Raw genomic sequence first — 16,440 nt, 5'->3', positions numbered from 1 at the left:
GACGGCCTAGCCGACCACCACGCCCGCGCACCCGGCGAGCACGATCGCGCACCACGCCGTGGCGGTCGCCCACCGGGGCGGGAGCGGGGGCGGCGGCGCACCCGCGGTCAGTTGCCGCAGCCGGCGGTGGGCCACGGCGAGGAACCCCAGCCACGCCAGCACGCACAGCCCGGCCGCCGCGGCCCGGAACCCGGGCGCCCGGCCCTCGGCCAGGGACCGCATCGCCAGGACGACCACCACCGTCGCGGTCAGGGTGGTGCGGCGCCAGGCCAGCCGGGTGCGCTCGGGTTGCAGCCCCGGGTCGCGGACGGCCCCGGTCACCGGGCCCAGCCCCCGAGCACGATCACCACCATGACCAGGGCCACGACCGCCACGGCCAGGCTCAGCAGCGCCGGGAACCGGGACACCGGCAGGTCCTCGCCCCGCCGCATGGCGCGTTCGCAGCGCACCCAGTGGTTCACCGCCCGCAGGGCGCACAGCACCCCCGCCACGAGCAGTGCGAGGGCGAGCCCGATCCGCCAGCCCGTGTTCAGGTCGGGCAGGAACTGGTCGACGGCGAAGCCCCCGCCGATCAGGGCCAGGGCGGTCCGCAGCCAGGCCAGGAAGGTCCGCTCGTTGGCGAGCGAGAACCGGTAGTCGGGGGTCTCGCCGTCCTCGGCGATCCGTCGGGGCGCGAACCAGAGGCGCACGGCTCCGCCGACACCGGTGGCCCGCCCGTCGCTCATCTCGTCGTCTCCCGGTGGGCCAGGAGCCGTCGGTACGCCTCCACTCCGTCCGGCACCCACTCCCAGCTGTCCAGGCGGGCCGCCACCTCCGACTCGGACAGGAAGGCGTGCCAGGCGACCTCCGACGCCTGGGGCCGCACGGGCCCGGCCCAGCGCACCTCGTACACCGCGGACCACCAAGCGCCGCCTCCGGCGCCGTCCCGGTAGAGGAAGGTGAAGAGGGGCACGGGGTCGGGGAGCGCGCTCACCCCCAACTCCTCCTCGGCCTCCCGCAGCGCGGCCTGCGCATAGCTCTCCCCGGCACCCACCACCCCGCCCACGAACATGTCGTGGAGCGAGGGGAACGTCAGCTTGGTGGCGGTGCGGCGGTGGACGAACACCCGGTCCTGCGCATCCCGGACGAAGACGAACACGCACCGGTGCGTCAGCCCGCGGGCGTACACCTCACCCCGGGTGGCCCGTCCCACCACCCGGTCCTGCTCGTCCACGACGTCGAGCACCTCGTCCGCGGCCCGGCGGTCATCGTCTTCCATGCCGTCATCCAATCACCGTCCCACGGGCCCCGCGATTCCCCCCTGTCCCATCCGCACCGGAAGGGCCGTGCGTCCGGCGGGGCGCCGGGGACGGGAACGGGCACCGGGTCCGGAAACCGGCATCCGCGCCGGCCCTCGGTACCGCTCCCCTCGCGCGTCGCCCCAGCTCGACCTCGCGCGCGGGCCCGCCCGGGACCGACCGGGGGACGGTTCCCGGGACCGTGCCCCGTCCTCGACGAGTCGGGCGGAAGGGGAGGAGTGCGGACAACTCATCCTGCGGGAACGTCACTTGGCACGGGTAAGTGACCTGCGGGCTCTTGACGTGGAGCACTCGATACCGGTTTGCTGTCCGTGATCATTCGCTCAACAGACCGTGTCGGGGAGGAAGTCCCGCGGTGACGCCACCCCCACCGCCTCTGGGCCGTTCACGCAAACGCACCGCGCACGCCTTCGACGCGGCGCTGGACGACGCCCCCCTCGCCGCCGCGCGCACCGCGCTCGCACAGGGACGTTGGTCCGTCGCCCGTGGCCTGTTGGTCGACACCGGCGACGACTGGGACCGCCGAGGGCACCGCATCGCGGTCCTCGCCCAGGAGAGCACCACGCTCGCCTGGGCCCAGGACTGGCGGATCGCCGAACCGGAGTCCGTCGACGCGGTCGTGCTGGCCGGGCTCGCCACCGTGCAGCGGGCCCTGCGGGGCAAGGCGCGGCCCGATGCCGCGCGGGCCGCCTGTCATGCCGCCGCCGGGCTCCTCCCCGACGACCCCACGCCCTGGCTGGGGCTGCTGATGCTGGAGCGGGCGCTGGGCACCGAGGACGACGTGGTCCGGCTCTTCGACGAGGTCCGGCACCGCCATCCGGAGCACCACCACGCCCATCACCTGATGATCGCCCGGCTCGCCGAGCGTCGTGCGAACGCCGGTCAGGATCCCATGCACGAGGTCTACGACTTCGCGTCCTGGGCCGCCGAACAGGCCCCGTCCGACTCCCCGTTGGCGATCCTACCGGTCGTCGCGCACGCCGAGCGCTACCGCGTCCTCGCCGCGGCCGGGACCGAGCCCGTCGACCCGCTCTCCTCCGGGCACTGGGTCGGGCGCCGTGCGCGCCAGGTGATGAAGGCCGCCTTCGACTGGTGGTTGGAGTGGGAGCGGGAGGACCACCCCCGCAACCGCGTCGACCTCAACTTCCTGGCGCACGCCAAGTATTGCGGAGGTCGGGGGGCCGAGGCGGCCGCCCTCTTCCACCGCATCGGCAACCACGTCACCCCCGACCCCTGGTCCTACCCGGACCGGGATCCGTTCGAGGCGTTCCGGGAAGCGCGCGGCGCGGCCCTCGGGACGACCTGACGAACCGTCACACTCCCGCGCTCCGACGGCGGTCGGCGCGGAGGCACCATCCGCACCACCGGCACCACCGAGGTGTCGTCGCACCACCGCACCACCCGCACGACGGCACCACCGCACCCCCGGGCCGAACATCAGTGCACCGTACACGCGTACGGTGTCCTTGGCTCGGGACGCGCACCCTGCCGGGTTCGCCCGCACGTCACGGCGGAACGGCGGAACACGGTCTGCGCCCGAGCCGCACCAGCAAGGCCCGCACCAGGTTTCGAAGTTTGACGTGAAAGGACCGACCCCGCGATGACGACGGGCAGTTCGCATCCGAGTGAATCCAGATCCGCCGGACCGGCCGGCAGCACCCACGGCACGTCCGGGGGGATCAACACCTTCAAGGGCCACGACCGGGCGCTGCGCGCCGACCGACTGGGCACGGCCGGACTCCTGCTGTCCGTGCTGGCGGCGACCGGGCCGCTCATGGTCGTCGCCGGCGTCATGCCGACCACCTTCGGCGTCATGGGCATCGTCGGACAGCCCCTGCTCTTCGTCCTGTTGGGCGTCGTCCTGATCCTCTTCTCGTTCGGGTACGCCGAGATGAGCCGTCACGTGCACAACGCGGGCGCCTTCTACGCGTACATCTCCCGAGGACTGGGCGGGACCGCCGGCGCGGGCGCCGCCCTGGTGGCCCTGGTCGCCTACAGCGCCCTCCAGGTCGGCCTCTACGGCCTCTTCGGCTTCGAGGTCTCCCTGCTCGTCAACGAGCACTTCGACGTCGACCTGGCCTGGTGGATCCCGTCCCTGGCCTGTGCGCTGCTCGTCGGCTTCCTCGCCCTGATGAAGATCGACGTCAACGCCAGGGTCCTGGGCGTCCTGCTGCTCATCGAGGTGGCCCTCGTCGTCATCTTCAACGTGGCCGCCCTCAGCGAGCCCTCCAAGCAGGGGGTGTCCCTGGAGGCATTCAACCCCGACATCCTGACCGGAGCGGGCATCGGCACCGCCCTGTGCTTCTGCATCGCGGCCTTCACCGGCTTCGAGCAGGCGCCCGTCTACGCCGAGGAGACCAGCCGTCCCCAGGTCGTCGTCGCCCGGGTGATGCTCCTCGCGGTCAGCTTCGTCGCCCTGTTCTTCGCCTTCAGCTCCTGGGCGCTGACCGTCGCCGCCGGCCCCGACGGCATCGTCCCGGCCGCGCAGGAGCACTCCGCGGGGCTGCTGTTCCACCTGACCGAGAGCCGACTGGGGGAGACCTTCGCGGACCTCATGCACGTGCTGCTGGTGACCGGCGTGTTCGCCGCGACGCTCAGCTTCCACAACGTGGTGTCCCGCTACGCCTTCGCCATGGGACGCGAAGGGCTGCTGCCCGCCGCCTTCGGCCGCACCAACCGCGCCAGCGGCGCCCCGGGCACCGGCGCCCTCCTCCAGAGCGGCGTCACCCTGGTCGTGCTGCTGCTCTTCGCGGTGACCGACGACAAGCCGATCGGCGACCCCACAGCGCCGATCCTGCGGCTGTTCACCTGGATGGGCAACATCGGCGCCTTCGGCGTCACGCTGCTGATGACCACCGCCTCCCTCGCGGTGATCGTCTTCTTCGCCCGCAGGGGTGCGGTCCGCGCCCAGCTGTGGCGGCTGATCGCCTCCGGGATCGCGGGCGTCGCCCTGCTGGTGATCGCGGTCTACACGGTCAAGGACTTCCACGTCCTGGTCGGGGCCGACTCGGAATCGCTGCTGCGCTGGGCCCTGCCCGGGATCATCGTCCTCGCCGGTGCGGTGGGGCTGGCCGTGGGCGCGGTGCTCAAGGCCCGCAACCCCGAGGCGCACGCGCGCATCGGCCTCGGCAACGAGGCGTTCCAGCTGGAGAAGGCCGCCGAGGGCGCGCCCGACCCGCGGTAGGCGCGCCGACGGGGCGGTCCGTCCTCCGACGGACCGCCCCGCGCGGTGAGGGGGAGGAGCTAGATCACCAGGGACAACAGCAGGACCACGGCCCCCGCGACCACCGAGATCACCGTCTCCATCAACGACCAGGTCTTGATCGTCTGGCCCACGTTCATCCCGAAGTACTCCTTCACCAGCCAGAACCCGGCGTCGTTCACATGGCTGAAGAAGAGGGAGCCGGCCCCGATCGCCAGCACCAGCAGTGCCAGGTGGGTGCTGGACATGTCCGCGGCCAGCGGGGCGACCAGACCCGCGGCGGACACCGTCGCCACCGTGGCCGAACCGGTGGCGAGCCGGATCACCACCGCGATCAGCCAGGCGAGCAGCAGCGCCGGGATCGACCAGTCCTCGGAGATCTCCAGGACCATCTGGCCCACCCCGGAGTCGATCAGCGTCTGCTTGAAACCGCCACCGGCTCCGACGATCAGCAGCACGCCGGCGATCGGGCCCAGGGACTTCTCGACGGTCGTCGACAGCCGGCCCTTGGTGAAGCCGGCGGCCCGGCCCAGCGTGAACATGCCGACGATGACCGCCGCGAGCAGCGCCATCAGCGGCGAGCCGATCACGTCGAACACCCGCTGCACCGTGTTGGTGGGGTCGTCCACGACGATCTCGACCAGTGCGCTGCCGAGCATCAGCACCACCGGCAGCAGCACGGTGAACACGGTGGCCCCGAAGCCGGGACGCTTCTCCAACTCCTCCGAGGGCCGCGCCGGGATCATGTCCTCGGGTACCGGGACGTCCACCCAACGGGCGGCGTACCGGGCGAACACCGGACCCGCGATGATCACGGTGGGGATGGAGACCAGGACGCCGAGCGCCAGGGTCAACCCCAGGTTGGCCTGGACGGCGTCGATGGCGACCAGCGGGCCGGGATGCGGTGGGATCAGCCCGTGCATGACGGAGAGACCGGCCAGTGCGGGGATGCCGATCCGCATCAGGGAGTAGTTGCCGCGCTTGGCGACCATCAGCACCACGGGTATCAACAGCACGATGCCGACCTCGAAGAACAGCGGCAGACCGATCACCGAGGCGATCAGCACCATGGCCCAGGGCATGGCCCGGCCACCGGCCCTGGCCAGGATCGTGTCCACGATCTGGTCGGCGCCGCCGGAGTCCGCGAGCAGCTTGCCGAGGATCGCGCCCAGCGCGATCAGGACGCCCACGCCAGCGACCGTGCTGCCCAGACCGGTGGTGAAGCTCGGGATCACCTTGTCCAACGGCGCCCCGGCGAAGGCGCCGAGGGCGAGCGAGCCGATGGTCAGCGAGAGGAACGCATGGACCTTGAACTTGGTGATGAGCAGGACGATGACGGCGATGCCGGCGAGCACGGCGATCCCGAGCTGGGCGTGGCCCGCGGAGGTGATCGGCTCGGCGGTACCCGCTGCCAGCATCTCGACGCTGAGTCTGGTCACGGTCGGTTTCCTTGGGGGACTAGGTCGTACGGGACGTACGGGGTGCGACGGGGGACGGGTCGTGGGGGGTTGTGGCGGGGTCGGTTCAGCCGGTGGGCGCCGGGTCCGCGGAGCGGACGCCGTCCGGTGCGGCGAGCGCCCGGGCGGCCCGGTCGGCGATGTCCTCCGGGCCGCCCGCCACGTCGACGGACACGCCCGCCTCGTCCGGCTGGAGCGGTTGCAGGGTCGCGAACTGGGAGTCCAACAGGGCGGTCGGCATGAAGTGCCCCTGACGGTGGGACATCCGCTCCTCGATGAGGGCCCGGTCCCCCGTCAGGTGCAGGAACACCAGCCCCGGCGCGGCGGACCGCAACCGGTCGCGATAGCTCCGCTTCAATGCGGAACTGCTGACCACACCGCCGAGCCCGCCGCGTTCGTGCGCCCAGGCGCCGATGGCGTCCAGCCAGGGCCAACGGTCCTCGTCGGTGAGCGGGGTGCCTGCGGTCATCTTGGCGATGTTGGCTGCCGGGTGGAAGTCGTCGCCCTCGGCGTAGGGAACACCGAGCCGGTCCGCGAGCAGCGGACCGATCGTCGTCTTGCCGGTCCCCGCCACACCCATGACCACGATGACATGGGGCGTCGGAGGTGTGTTCGTCACGTTCTGGAGTCCTCGGGTCCGGGGGCGCGTCCCGCTGCGGGGGGCGTCCCGTCGGCTCGGCGCCCCGGGATGCGGGACGCCGTCAGGGCGGTGCCGAGACCTCGGACGTCACGACACCGGACGCCACTGAAACCCATTAGGTCAGATGAATTCAAGTCTCTGTGATGTAAAAGTCTGACTTTTCGAGTTCGAGGCGGGGTCCGGCAACTCGTAGGCTGAGGGCCATGACCTCATCGGGCCGCGGCCTGCACGCGCACGTCCTCGACACCCTCGGCCCGGCGATCACTGCGGGCGAGTACCCGCCGGGCAGCGTGCTGCGCACCGAGGAACTGGCCGGGCGCTTCGAAGTGTCCCGCTCGGTGATGCGGGAGGCGGTGCGGGTCCTGGAGTCGATGCGCCTGGTGGAGTCACGGCGCCGGGTCGGGGTGACCGTCCGGCCCCTCGCGGAGTGGAACGTCTACGACCCGCAGGTCATCCGCTGGCGGCTCGCCGGCGCCGACCGGCCCCGCCAGCTCCGTTCCCTCACCGTCCTGAGGTCCGCCGTGGAGCCGGTCGCCGCGGGGCTCGCCGCGCTCCACGCGACCCCCGAGCAGTGCGCGGAGCTGACCGACTGCGCCCTCGGCATGGTCGCCACCTCCCGGGGCCGGCAACTGGAGGCGTACCTCGTCCACGACATCGCCTTCCACCGCGTGATCCTCAACGCGTCCGGCAACGAGATGTTCGCCCGCCTCGGCGACGTGGTCGCCGAAGTCCTCACCGGCCGCACCCACCACCAGGTCATGTTCGAGGACCCGGACCCCGCGGCGGTCACCCTGCACGTCCAGGTCGCCGAGGCCGTCCGCACCTCCGACGCGGTCCGGGCGGAGGAGCTGACCCGGCAGATCGCCGTCGGGGCGCTCAAGGAACTCGACGTCCTGGTGCCCTGACCGCCCCGTCACCGACCCCCGTCGCCGGCGTCCTCGGGGAAGGTCCCGTCCACGTACACCCAGGCGCCGTCCACCCGCCGGAAGGTGCTGCGCTCGACCAGCGCCCCGGGTCGTCCCGCCTCCGCGTACGAGGCCCGGAAGGTCACGGTCCCCCGCTGGTGGAACGCCGAGCCCTCCGTGGTGTCGAGGATTTCCAGACCCGTCCAGCGCGGCCCGTCGTCGAGGTCCAGCACCGCCGGCCGGGTCGCCGGGTCCCAGGTCCGCAGCAGATGGCCGGCGTCCCCCACCGCGTACGCCGCGTACCGCGACCGCATCAACGCCTCGGCGGTCGGCGCGGACGCCTCCCCCCGGTGGAACCGCCCGCAGCACCCGCCGTACCCCGCCCCCGACCCGCACGGGCAACCCACCGGGACGGCGGCCGTCCGGCGCGTCTGAGGGGAACGGGACGGGCGGGCGGTGCGGTGCGTGCGTCGGGCCATGACCGCCATTGTGCCGGGCGGCTGCGGCGCCGCCTCCGGGGGCGCCGGTGAGCGGCGGCGGCGCGGGAACCACGGCCGGGGTCGCCATCCCGTTCTCGTCCAGGGCGATCGCGTCAAGTTCCACGCTGCGGACGAGCACACCGGGGAAGTCCTCGAAACGGCTGAGCGCGTCCGCGACGGCTGCGGTCAGGGTCTCGACCTCGAAGAGACAACCGAACCGGGTGCGCCCCGGACTCTCCACCCGTCTGATGCGGCCGTCGCAGAAGCCGTCGAGTCCGTCGACCGTGTCCGCTTGCTCCGGCGTCAGCTTCTCCTGGAGAGACAGGGGGCATCGTTGCAGGGGCAGCACACCACCCAGCCCCACCGGTGTCGGTTCTTGTCGTGGGTCACCTTGAGCCCGGCTGCTTCCGCACGCTCAGCGCGGCGCCCGGCGCCGTCCGTACGTCGCCGGTGCGGGTCGGGAGGCAACCCGCACAACGAAGAAGACCCCAGATCAACTGGGGTCTCTGCTGGTGTCCGAGGGGGGACTTGAACCCCCACGCCCGATAAAGGGCACTAGCACCTCAAGCTAGCGCGTCTGCCATTCCGCCACCCGGACCGGTGGTCTGTCGCGGTTTCCCGCGGCGACGTGGGAAACCATAGCAAAGATTCGGCACCGTCGATCACGCCCGTCGCCCACCCCGTGCGGGCTCGTGGGGAGCGCGCGTGAACGGCGCGTGTCGGGCGGGGGCCGCCCTTGGGCGGCGCCCGGGTGCCGGGGGAGGATGGGGGACGCAACCGCAGGCAGCGACCGTGGGAGGAACGTCGTGAGCGAGCCGAACGGGACCGCCGGACCCCGAGCCCTGACCGGGGAGGACGAGGTCGTCGACCTCTGTCGCGACCTCATCCGGATCGACACGAGCAACTACGGCGACCACTCGGGCCCCGGCGAGCGCAGGGCCGCCGAGTACGTCGCCGAGAAGCTCGCCGAGGTGGGGCTGGAACCCCGGATCTTCGAGTCCCATCCGGGGCGGGCGTCCACCGTCGCCCGCATCGAGGGCGAGGACCCGTCCCGTCCCGCGTTGCTGATCCACGGGCACACCGACGTGGTGCCGGCGAACGCGGCCGACTGGACGCACGACCCCTTCTCCGGCGAGATCGCCGACGGGTGCGTGTGGGGCCGGGGCGCCGTCGACATGAAGGACATGGACGCGATGACCCTGGCGGTGGTCCGCGACCGACTGCGCAGCGGGCGCAAGCCGCCCCGGGACATCGTGCTGGCCTTCCTGGCGGACGAGGAGGCGGGAGGCACGTACGGCGCCCGGTACCTGGTCGACCGGCACCCCGAACTCTTCGAAGGGGTCACCGAGGCCATCGGCGAGGTCGGCGGATTCTCCTTCACGGTCAACGAGAAGCTCCGGCTGTACCTGGTGGAGACCGCCCAGAAGGGCATGCACTGGATGCGGCTCACCGTCGAGGGCACGGCGGGCCACGGCTCCATGACCAACGACGACAACGCCATCACGGAACTGTGCGAGGCGGTCGGCCGGCTCGGCCGCCACCAGTGGCCGGTCCGGGTCACCAAGACGGTGCGCTCCTTCCTCGACGAACTGTCCGACGCGCTCGGCACCCCGTTGGACCCCGAGGACATGGACGCCACCCTCGCCAAGCTCGGCGGCATCGCCAAGATGGTCGGCGCGACCCTGCGCAACTCGGCCGCGCCCACCATGCTCGGCGCCGGGTACAAGGTGAACGTCATCCCCGGCGAGGCGACCGCGCACGTCGACGGACGGTTCCTGCCGGGGTACGAGGAGGAGTTCCTGGCCGACCTGGACCGCATCCTGGGCCCGCGGGTGCGCAGGGAGGACGTGCACGGGGACAAGGCGCTGGAGACCAGCTTCGACGGCGACCTGGTGGACGCCATGCAGACCGCGCTGCGCGCCGAGGACCCCATCGCCCGGGCCGTCCCGTACATGCTCTCCGGGGGCACCGACGCCAAGTCCTTCGACGACCTGGGCATCCGCTGCTTCGGCTTCGCCCCGCTGAAGCTCCCCCCGGAGCTGGACTTCGCGGGCATGTTCCACGGGGTGGACGAGCGGGTTCCGGTGGACGGCCTCCGCTTCGGCGTGCGGGTGCTCGACCGGTTCATCGACGCGTCCTGAACGCCCGTCCCGGTCGCCGGATTCGAACGCGACGTACGAGGGCGACTGAGAACGGGTGAATGCGAAGATACGCTCGTAGCTCGATTGCCTCCCCCTCGTTACTGGTCATGCGACCCGAAGTCGGGGCCGCACTGCCCAACCGAGGAGGAACCATGATCAAGAAGGTCGTCGCCGTTGCGGCCGCCACCGGTGGCCTGGTGCTGGCCGGAGCCGGTCTGGCCACCGCCGACGCCGGTGCCCAGGGCGCTGCCGTGGGGTCGCCCGGCGTGCTGTCCGGCAACGTCGTCCAGGTGCCCGTCCACGTGCCGATCAACGTCTGCGGCAACACCGTGAACGTGATCGGGCTGCTGAACCCCGCGTTCGGCAACACCTGCATCAACGGCTGACGCCACGCCCTTCCCAGGCGCTGAGGTACCGGCCCCGGAGCGCGACGCCCGCGCTCCGGGGCCGTCGTCGGTCCTGCTTCCTTCCGCTTCCGCCCACCCGCCCGGCGCAACCCGGACCGCCACCACGCCTTTCGGCCACCGGACCGCCACAAACGGTCGTTCCGCACGGCCGCGGGGGAAACGGGCGGACGGGGCCCGGCGCTGGGTCGGGGCCCTGGGAACGCGACCGAGCGTCACCGGGACGGACTCCCGTGGGCCCGGTCACCCGGGCTACGGGACGTCACCAGGTGGCGCGCAACTGGCGGATGATGCGCCGCCGCAGCCGCACGCGGCGACTGCCGTCGGGATTGAGGCGGAGCCGTTCCAACTCCCAGTGTCCGTACTCTGCGTGGTCGGTCAGGAGGCGGGTGGTGTCCTTGCGGGTCACCCCGCGCGGCACGTACACGTCGACGAATTCGTATTCCGGCATCGCCATCTATTGTGCGGGCACCGGCCCGGTACGGATAGCGTCTGCACTATGTCTGATGCTGCGCAGCCCACGGTTGCCGAGGTACGCGCCGCCGCCGAGGCGGTGAAGGCCGCTCTGGACCGTCACCTTGCGGCGGTCGAGAGCAGGTCGGGGGAGGACGACCCGGCCGTCTACGAAGCGTTCAACGAGCTGGCGGTGGCGGCCGAGGAGTACGACGAACTCCTCTACGACCGCTACGACGAGGTCACCCCCTTCGAGATCCCCGGTGCGGAGGACGCCCTTCCGCCGTACGTGGGGCCCGAGGAGCCGAACGCGCTCAGCGTGCTGATCCGCCGTGACTACGCGGTGGTGGAACCGCAGCGCCTGATGGCCCAGGCCCAACGGGTCGAGGCGGCCGAGGCGGACGGCACGCCCCTCGCCGACTCGCCGGGCCGTACGGTGCACGGCGCGCTCGGCGTCCTCTTCGGCGAGTTCGAACCGGACGAGATCGCCTCCCGGCACAAGGAGTTCGGGCTGGAGGAAGGCGACTCCACCCTCTGGGTGACCGCCGCGGAGGAACCCGCAGACCCGGGGGAGTGGCTGGAGGCGCCCTTCGACCAGACCGACCCCCAGCGGGTGGTCTGCCGCTTCGACGTCAGCTCCGTCTTCGACGACGACGAGTACCTCACCGGCGGGGACGAGGACGACGAAGGACTCGTCGAGGACGCCGACGAAGGCGGTGCCGGGCACCGCTGACCGCGCAGCGCGGCCCGCCCGCCCCGCGGGGGGAGCGGGCCGCACCGTCGAACCGACCCCGTCACCCCGCCTCGGCGGAGGCGGCCGGACCCTGGCCGCGGAGCAGCAGCGGCAGCCGTGTGGTGCGCGGACGCGGCGCGCCCGCCGCCACCGCCTGCGGCAGCGCCTGTTCCACGCCGTGAACCACGGAGAGGTGCCGTTCCCCGCGGCTGAACGCGGTGTACACCCAGGCGCGGTCCAGGGCCCCGGCGGCGTCCGGGGGCAGGACCACCACCACGGCCGGCCAGCGGTGTCCGACGGTCTGGTGCGCGGTCAGCGCCCACCCGTGCCGCACGGTCCGCTCGACGTGCTCCCGGGGGACGAGCACCGGGCCTTCGGCGCTCGTCAAGCGCAGGCCCTCGGCGTCGGCCCCGGCCACCAGGCCCGGCACCGTCCGTCCCGGGGCGGGAGACCACACGACGCAATCGCCCGGATCGAAGCCGCCGAAGCGGCCGGGGCCGGGGTTGAGCCGTTCCTTGAGGGCGGCGTTCAGCGCCCGGGTGCCCGCTCCTCCTCCGTGGCCGGGGGTGATCACCCGGGTCTGCTCGGACGGGATGCCGAGGGCCCGCGGCACCGAGTCGACGACCAGTTGGACGGCGCGGTGGACCGCTTCCGCCGGGTCCTGCACCGGAACGATCACGACCTCCTTGCCCGGGGCCTCCACCCGGGTGAGCTCGCCGAAGGCGATGCCGCTGGTCAACTCGCCGAGCGGGCCCGGGTCCGGGGTGCGCGAGGCGACGTGCGGGCACGTGCGGGAGGCGAGCAGGTCCGCGAAGACCCGGCCGGGGCCGACCGACCACAGGGTCGCCGGGTCGCCGCCGAGCACCAGTCGGGCCCCGTCGGCCAGGAGCTCGACCAGCAGCGCCGCGCCCTCCACGTCGAGGTGGGGCGTGTCGAGCACCACGAGCAGGTCGGCGGCGAGCGCCCCTTCGGCGTCCCGCCCCGGTCCCTCGGCTGCCGACAGGAGTCCCGGGACCGTCACCGCCACGCCCTCGGGAACCGTGCCGTCCGACGCGGCCAGCAGGGCGGCGAACCGGTCCCGGCCGTCCGCCGTGTGCGCGGCGGCCACCACCCGCCGGCCCGTCGCCAGCGCCGCGGTGACGAGGGCGGCGAGTTCGGTGCGGGCGGCCTCGCCGCCGGTGTGCAGTACCAGGGCGCTGGCGGCGGTGGCCGCGAGCAGTTCGGCCGCCGGCCCACCCGTCGGCTGCGCGGGCGAGCCGCTCTCCGCCGGGGCGTTCAGCAGTCGGGCGAGGCCGTCCGCGAGGCTCTCCTCGGCCAGGGCGAGCCGCTCCAGCCCGACCAGCACCCGCACCGGTCGCTCCGCTTCGGCTCCGTCGTCGGCGGCGCCGGGTCCGGTCCCCCCGGAGCCGTTCGTGCCGGCGGGCTCCAGGGCGTCCTGGAACACCAGGACCTCGCCTTCGGCGACGGCGCTCTGGAGGGCCTCGTCGGGCTCCGGCACGGACCGTCCGGCGAGGGCCGTCCGCAGGGCGGGGACCTCCAGCGCGGTGTGTCCCGCGAGGGCCGCCCGCTCCAGCAGCCAGACCGTGAGGGCGCGACCCCGACGGGCGTCGTCCGGGCGGCAGTCGGGGCCCAGCAGGGCCCGCGCGAATCCGTCCGCCTGTTCGGGGAGCACCCCCGGCACCCGGAGCAGGTGCCACGGGTCCTCGCGCAGCCGGTCCGCGGCGTTCTCGCCCAGGTCCGCGGCGACCGGTGCGGCCAGGGACTGCGGAGCGCCGCCCGCTGCCAGCACGGCGCGCACCGCGTCCACCGCCGCGGGCGGCGGGGCTGTCTCGGCGGGCGCTGCCGCCGGGCCCGTGCGGGGCGGGGCGGTGGGTCCGGGGGCCGGCGGGGGCGGGGTGGGCGCGGTGAAGCTCCTGGCCGGGCGTTCGCCGCTCTCCACCGCCCGGACGGCGGCGAGCAACTCGGCAGCGGTACCGCTGAGCTTGGCGCCGCTGTCGACGGGGCCGTCCTTCTCGGCCTTGCGCCGCTCGATGCGTTCCCGCACCTCCCGCTGGGCCGCGATCTCGGCCGCGGCCTCCGACCCCTCGGCGGTCGCTGACTCCGCGGCCTCCCCGCCGTCCGTCGTCCGGTCCGCGGGGGCGTCCTCCTCCGCGGTGCGGTCGGGTGCGGTCGGAGCGTCGTCGTCGGCGGGCGTCGGGGCGTCCTGCGCGCTGGAGCCCTCGGCCTCGGCGTGCGTGCTCACAACGTGCTCCAGTCCTGGTCGGGGTAGCGGTGGACGGGCGCCGACACGTCGTCGAGGGCCCGGCAGATCTCGTCAGGAAGACTAAGCGTCTCCACTGACAGGGCGGCGTCGAGCTGCTGCGCGTTGCGCGGGCCGATGACCGGGGCGGTCACTCCGGGGCGGTCCCGCACCCAGGCCAGGGCGACCTGGAGCGGGGTGACGGCGAGGCCGTCCGCCGCGGTCACCAGCGCGTCGACGATCCGGCCGGCCTCCTCGTCCAGGTAGGGCTCCACGAACGGCAACAGATGGGCGGAGGCGCCCCGTGAGTCCGGGGGAGTCGCCCGCCGGTACTTGCCGGTCAGGACGCCGCGGCCGAGGGGGGAGGAGGGCAGCAGCCCCAGCCCGAGGTCCACGGCGGCGGGCAGCACCTCGCGCTCGACCCCGCGTTGGAGCAGGGAGTACTCCATCTGCGTGCTGGCCAGTCGGGCCCGGGCGCCGGGTGCGGCGAGCTGCCAGGTGGCGGCCTTGGCGAGTTGCCAGCCGCAGAAGTTGGACACCCCCGCGTAGCGGGCGCGACCGCTGCTCACGGCGATGTCGACGGCCTGGAGCGTCTCCTCCAACGGGGTGGTGGGGTCGAAGGCGTGCAGTTGCCACAGGTCCACGTGGTCGGTGCCGAGGCGGGCCAGCGAGGCGTCCAGCGCGCTCAGCAGGTGCCCGCGGGAGCCGTCGAAGCGCCGGTCCGGGTCGAGGACGCTGCCCGCCTTGGTCGCGATCACCAGGTCCCGGCGCGGCACCAGGTGGTCTATCAGCCGTCCGAGCAGGTACTCGGCCTCCCCGCCGCCGTACACGTCCGCGGTGTCGACCAGGGTGCCGCCCGCCTCCCAGAAGGTCTTCAACAGGTCGGCGGCATCTCCCTCGTCGGTGTCGCGGCCCCAGGTCAGGGTGCCGAGCCCGATGCGGGACACGCGCAGGCCGGTACGGCCGAGATACCTCTGCTCCATGGGCGTGGACATTACTCGCCGGACATCCACGGTCGCCCAGACCTGTGGATAACCGATGACAACGGGACCGAGCGGTGCCGCGCTCCCTCCGGCGCCCGTCGTCGCCACCGTCCTGACGGGCGGGGCGGGGCGCGCTAGGGTTCCCCGGACACGACGTTACTCGCCAGTAAGGAGCATCGGTCATGCAACTCGGCATCAACCTCGGCTACTGGGGCGCGGGAGCGGACGGGGACAACCTCGCGGTGGCCCGGGAGGCGGACCGACTCGGCTACGCCGTGTGCTGGGCCGCCGAGGCGTACGGCTCGGACGCGCCGACCGTGCTGTCCTGGGTCGCCGCCCACACCGAGCGGATCGACGTCGGCTCGGCGATCCTCCAGATCCCGGCCCGTCAGCCGACGATGACCGCGATGACCGCCGCCACCCTCGACGCGCTGTCCGGCGGTCGGTTCCGGCTCGGCCTCGGGGTGTCGGGCCCCCAGGTCTCCGAGGGCTGGTACGGGGTGAAGTTCGACGAGCCGCTGGCGCGCACCCGCGAGTACGTCGACATCGTCCGCCGGGCGATGAGCCGCGAACGCCTGACCCACCGGGGCCGGCACTGGACGCTGCCGCTGCCCGACGGCCCCGGCAAGCCGCTCAAGCTGACCGTGCACCCCGAGCGGCCGCACATCCCGCTCTACATCGCCGCGATCGGCCCGAAGAACCTGGAACAGACCGGTGAGATCGCCGACGGCGCCCTCCTGGTCCTCGCCTCCGCCGAGCACCTGGAGGAGACCGTGATCCGACACGTGCGGGCCGGGCGCGAGAAGGCCGGACTGACCCTGGACGGCTTCGACGTCTGCCCCACGCTGCCCCTCGCGGTCGGCGGGGACCGCGAACTCACCGCGCTCGCCGACGCCTTCCGCCCCCACACCGCGCTCTACGTCGGCGGCATGGGCAGTCGCCGGCAGAACTTCTACAACCGGCTCGCCCGGCGCATGGGCTACGAGCGGGAGGCCACCGAGATCCAGGACCGCTATCTGTCCGGCGACAAGGACGGGGCGGCCGCGGCCGTACCGCACGAACTGATCGACTCCACCACCCTGCTGGGTTCGACGGACCGCATCGCCGACCGGATGCACGCCTACGCCGCCGCCGGGGTCACCACCCTCACCCTGGCCCCCGCCGGACGCACCCTCGACGAGCGGCTGACCGCCCTGCGCACCGGGGCGCGGGCGCTGGAGCGGGCCGGACTCGGCTGAACCCGCCCGTGGCAGCGCCCCGCCCTTGCCGGTCCGCGCGGACCGGCAAGGGCGGGGCGTGCGAGGAGGTCCCGCGGCCGTGGTGGGGGCTCGGGGGTCTTCCCCGCCACGGCCGTCACCCAGCACAACGCGCCACCACCCGCACGGTTACTCACCGCGCCGCCCGCACCCGTCCCCCGTTCGGCCGAGTGCGCACCCACACCTGTTGCCGTCCGAGGCCGCCCGCATTTGACTCGTTCTGCGCGGAACCCTGCACGGAGGTGGCAGT

16 protein-coding genes, 1 tRNA gene and 1 pseudogene are annotated in these 16,440 nt (G+C 73.1%); 7 read left to right on the top strand and 11 right to left on the bottom strand.

The window, feature by feature from the left end; all coding sequences use genetic code 11:
- Positions 1-6: 6 nt before the first annotated feature.
- The 3 genes from ACSMX9_RS03840 to ACSMX9_RS03830 are packed head-to-tail and all read right to left on the bottom strand — an operon-like array spanning position 7 to position 1,258.
- Entirely contained in the window at positions 7-321 is a 315-nt protein-coding gene (locus ACSMX9_RS03840) for a DUF202 domain-containing protein (protein WP_445399963.1), read from the bottom strand.
- Positions 318-725: a YidH family protein gene (locus tag ACSMX9_RS03835; RefSeq protein ID WP_445399961.1), complete on the bottom strand. Its 408-nt coding sequence runs from the start codon at positions 723-725 to the stop codon at positions 318-320. Before ACSMX9_RS03835 ends, ACSMX9_RS03840 begins: the two co-directional genes overlap by 4 nt.
- Positions 722-1,258: an NUDIX hydrolase gene (locus ACSMX9_RS03830; protein WP_445399959.1), complete on the bottom strand. Its 537-nt coding sequence runs from the start codon at positions 1,256-1,258 to the stop codon at positions 722-724. Before ACSMX9_RS03830 ends, ACSMX9_RS03835 begins: the two co-directional genes overlap by 4 nt.
- 395 nt (positions 1,259-1,653) lie before the next feature.
- Between ACSMX9_RS03830 and ACSMX9_RS03825 the strand changes: the two genes are divergently transcribed.
- Together ACSMX9_RS03825 and ACSMX9_RS03820 are read left to right on the top strand one after the other, a co-directional pair.
- Complete coding sequence (locus ACSMX9_RS03825; protein ID WP_445399957.1) at positions 1,654-2,604, top strand: hypothetical protein; 951 nt, start codon at positions 1,654-1,656, stop codon at positions 2,602-2,604.
- A 294-nt stretch (positions 2,605-2,898) separates the two neighbouring features.
- Positions 2,899-4,482: an APC family permease gene (locus tag ACSMX9_RS03820; protein ID WP_445399955.1), complete on the top strand. Its 1,584-nt coding sequence runs from the start codon at positions 2,899-2,901 to the stop codon at positions 4,480-4,482.
- Between the two features lie 59 nt (positions 4,483-4,541).
- On the opposite strand, the gene ACSMX9_RS03815 is transcribed toward ACSMX9_RS03820, so the two are convergent.
- Together ACSMX9_RS03815 and ACSMX9_RS03810 are read right to left on the bottom strand one after the other, a co-directional pair.
- Positions 4,542-5,939, bottom strand: coding sequence for a GntT/GntP/DsdX family permease (locus ACSMX9_RS03815; protein WP_351242696.1), 1,398 nt, complete (start codon positions 5,937-5,939; stop codon positions 4,542-4,544).
- Between the two features lie 85 nt (positions 5,940-6,024).
- The gene (locus tag ACSMX9_RS03810; protein WP_445402881.1) at positions 6,025-6,537 is read right to left on the bottom strand and encodes a gluconokinase; all 513 of its coding nucleotides are present in this window, start codon (positions 6,535-6,537) and stop codon (positions 6,025-6,027) included.
- Between the two features lie 263 nt (positions 6,538-6,800).
- Here ACSMX9_RS03810 and ACSMX9_RS03805 point away from each other — a divergent pair, with 263 nt between their 5' ends.
- The gene (locus tag ACSMX9_RS03805) at positions 6,801-7,502 is read left to right on the top strand and encodes a FadR/GntR family transcriptional regulator (protein WP_351242694.1); all 702 of its coding nucleotides are present in this window, start codon (positions 6,801-6,803) and stop codon (positions 7,500-7,502) included.
- Between the two features lie 8 nt (positions 7,503-7,510).
- Here the strand turns inward: ACSMX9_RS03805 and ACSMX9_RS03800 are convergent, their stop codons facing one another.
- From ACSMX9_RS03800 to ACSMX9_RS03790, 3 genes and pseudogenes are all read right to left on the bottom strand, one after another.
- Complete coding sequence (locus tag ACSMX9_RS03800; protein ID WP_445399953.1) at positions 7,511-7,981, bottom strand: YchJ family protein; 471 nt, start codon at positions 7,979-7,981, stop codon at positions 7,511-7,513.
- 37 nt (positions 7,982-8,018) lie between these two features.
- A pseudogene (locus tag ACSMX9_RS03795) lies at positions 8,019-8,327 on the bottom strand (hypothetical protein); the annotation flags it as partial.
- A gap of 164 nt (positions 8,328-8,491) precedes the next feature.
- Positions 8,492-8,579 (bottom strand) — tRNA-Leu (locus ACSMX9_RS03790).
- Between the two features lie 208 nt (positions 8,580-8,787).
- On the opposite strand from ACSMX9_RS03790, the gene ACSMX9_RS03785 reads away from it, so the two are divergent.
- The gene (locus ACSMX9_RS03785) at positions 8,788-10,122 is read left to right on the top strand and encodes a M20/M25/M40 family metallo-hydrolase (protein ID WP_366113653.1); all 1,335 of its coding nucleotides are present in this window, start codon (positions 8,788-8,790) and stop codon (positions 10,120-10,122) included.
- Between the two features lie 152 nt (positions 10,123-10,274).
- Entirely contained in the window at positions 10,275-10,508 is a 234-nt protein-coding gene (gene chpH, locus ACSMX9_RS03780; RefSeq protein ID WP_351242686.1) for a chaplin ChpH, read from the top strand.
- Between the two features lie 280 nt (positions 10,509-10,788).
- Here chpH and ACSMX9_RS03775 read toward each other — a convergent pair whose 3' ends face one another.
- Entirely contained in the window at positions 10,789-10,977 is a 189-nt protein-coding gene (locus ACSMX9_RS03775) for a DUF5703 family protein (RefSeq protein ID WP_351242684.1), read from the bottom strand.
- A 48-nt stretch (positions 10,978-11,025) separates the two neighbouring features.
- Here ACSMX9_RS03775 and ACSMX9_RS03770 point away from each other — a divergent pair, with 48 nt between their 5' ends.
- Positions 11,026-11,712, top strand: a complete 687-nt coding sequence (locus ACSMX9_RS03770; RefSeq protein ID WP_445399951.1) for a hypothetical protein — start codon at positions 11,026-11,028, stop codon at positions 11,710-11,712.
- A 61-nt stretch (positions 11,713-11,773) separates the two neighbouring features.
- Here ACSMX9_RS03770 and ACSMX9_RS03765 read toward each other — a convergent pair whose 3' ends face one another.
- Entirely contained in the window at positions 11,774-13,966 is a 2,193-nt protein-coding gene (locus ACSMX9_RS03765) for a helix-hairpin-helix domain-containing protein (protein ID WP_445402880.1), read from the bottom strand.
- Complete coding sequence (locus ACSMX9_RS03760; protein ID WP_351242678.1) at positions 13,951-14,934, bottom strand: aldo/keto reductase; 984 nt, start codon at positions 14,932-14,934, stop codon at positions 13,951-13,953. The genes ACSMX9_RS03765 and ACSMX9_RS03760 overlap by 16 nt, the downstream gene beginning before the upstream one ends.
- Before the next feature lie 182 nt (positions 14,935-15,116).
- Between ACSMX9_RS03760 and ACSMX9_RS03755 the strand changes: the two genes are divergently transcribed.
- Positions 15,117-16,172: an LLM class F420-dependent oxidoreductase gene (locus ACSMX9_RS03755; protein ID WP_445399949.1), complete on the top strand. Its 1,056-nt coding sequence runs from the start codon at positions 15,117-15,119 to the stop codon at positions 16,170-16,172.
- The last annotated feature ends 268 nt before the right edge of the window (positions 16,173-16,440 follow it).

The sequence above is a fragment of the Streptomyces sp. LE64 genome, from assembly GCF_052606915.1.
The sequence above is the reverse complement of the archived record's forward strand: the minus strand, read 5'-3'. Positions and strand labels throughout refer to the sequence as shown.

Excerpts from the sequence above, each read along its gene's own strand:
- ACSMX9_RS03835 (WP_445399961.1), bottom strand. The coding sequence starts at position 725 with ATGAGCGACGGGCGGGCCACCGGTGTCGGCGGAGCCGTGCGCCTCTGG.
- ACSMX9_RS03830 (WP_445399959.1), bottom strand. The coding sequence starts at position 1,258 with ATGGAAGACGATGACCGCCGGGCCGCGGACGAGGTGCTCGACGTCGTG.
- ACSMX9_RS03820 (WP_445399955.1), top strand. The coding sequence starts at position 2,899 with ATGACGACGGGCAGTTCGCATCCGAGTGAATCCAGATCCGCCGGACCG.
- ACSMX9_RS03810 (WP_445402881.1), bottom strand. The coding sequence starts at position 6,537 with ATGGGTGTGGCGGGGACCGGCAAGACGACGATCGGTCCGCTGCTCGCG.
- ACSMX9_RS03805 (WP_351242694.1), top strand. The coding sequence starts at position 6,801 with ATGACCTCATCGGGCCGCGGCCTGCACGCGCACGTCCTCGACACCCTC.
- ACSMX9_RS03800 (WP_445399953.1), bottom strand. The coding sequence starts at position 7,981 with ATGGCCCGACGCACGCACCGCACCGCCCGCCCGTCCCGTTCCCCTCAG.
- chpH (WP_351242686.1), top strand. The coding sequence starts at position 10,275 with ATGATCAAGAAGGTCGTCGCCGTTGCGGCCGCCACCGGTGGCCTGGTG.
- ACSMX9_RS03775 (WP_351242684.1), bottom strand. The coding sequence starts at position 10,977 with ATGCCGGAATACGAATTCGTCGACGTGTACGTGCCGCGCGGGGTGACC.
- ACSMX9_RS03770 (WP_445399951.1), top strand. The coding sequence starts at position 11,026 with ATGTCTGATGCTGCGCAGCCCACGGTTGCCGAGGTACGCGCCGCCGCC.
- ACSMX9_RS03760 (WP_351242678.1), bottom strand. The coding sequence starts at position 14,934 with ATGGAGCAGAGGTATCTCGGCCGTACCGGCCTGCGCGTGTCCCGCATC.
- ACSMX9_RS03755 (WP_445399949.1), top strand. The coding sequence starts at position 15,117 with ATGCAACTCGGCATCAACCTCGGCTACTGGGGCGCGGGAGCGGACGGG.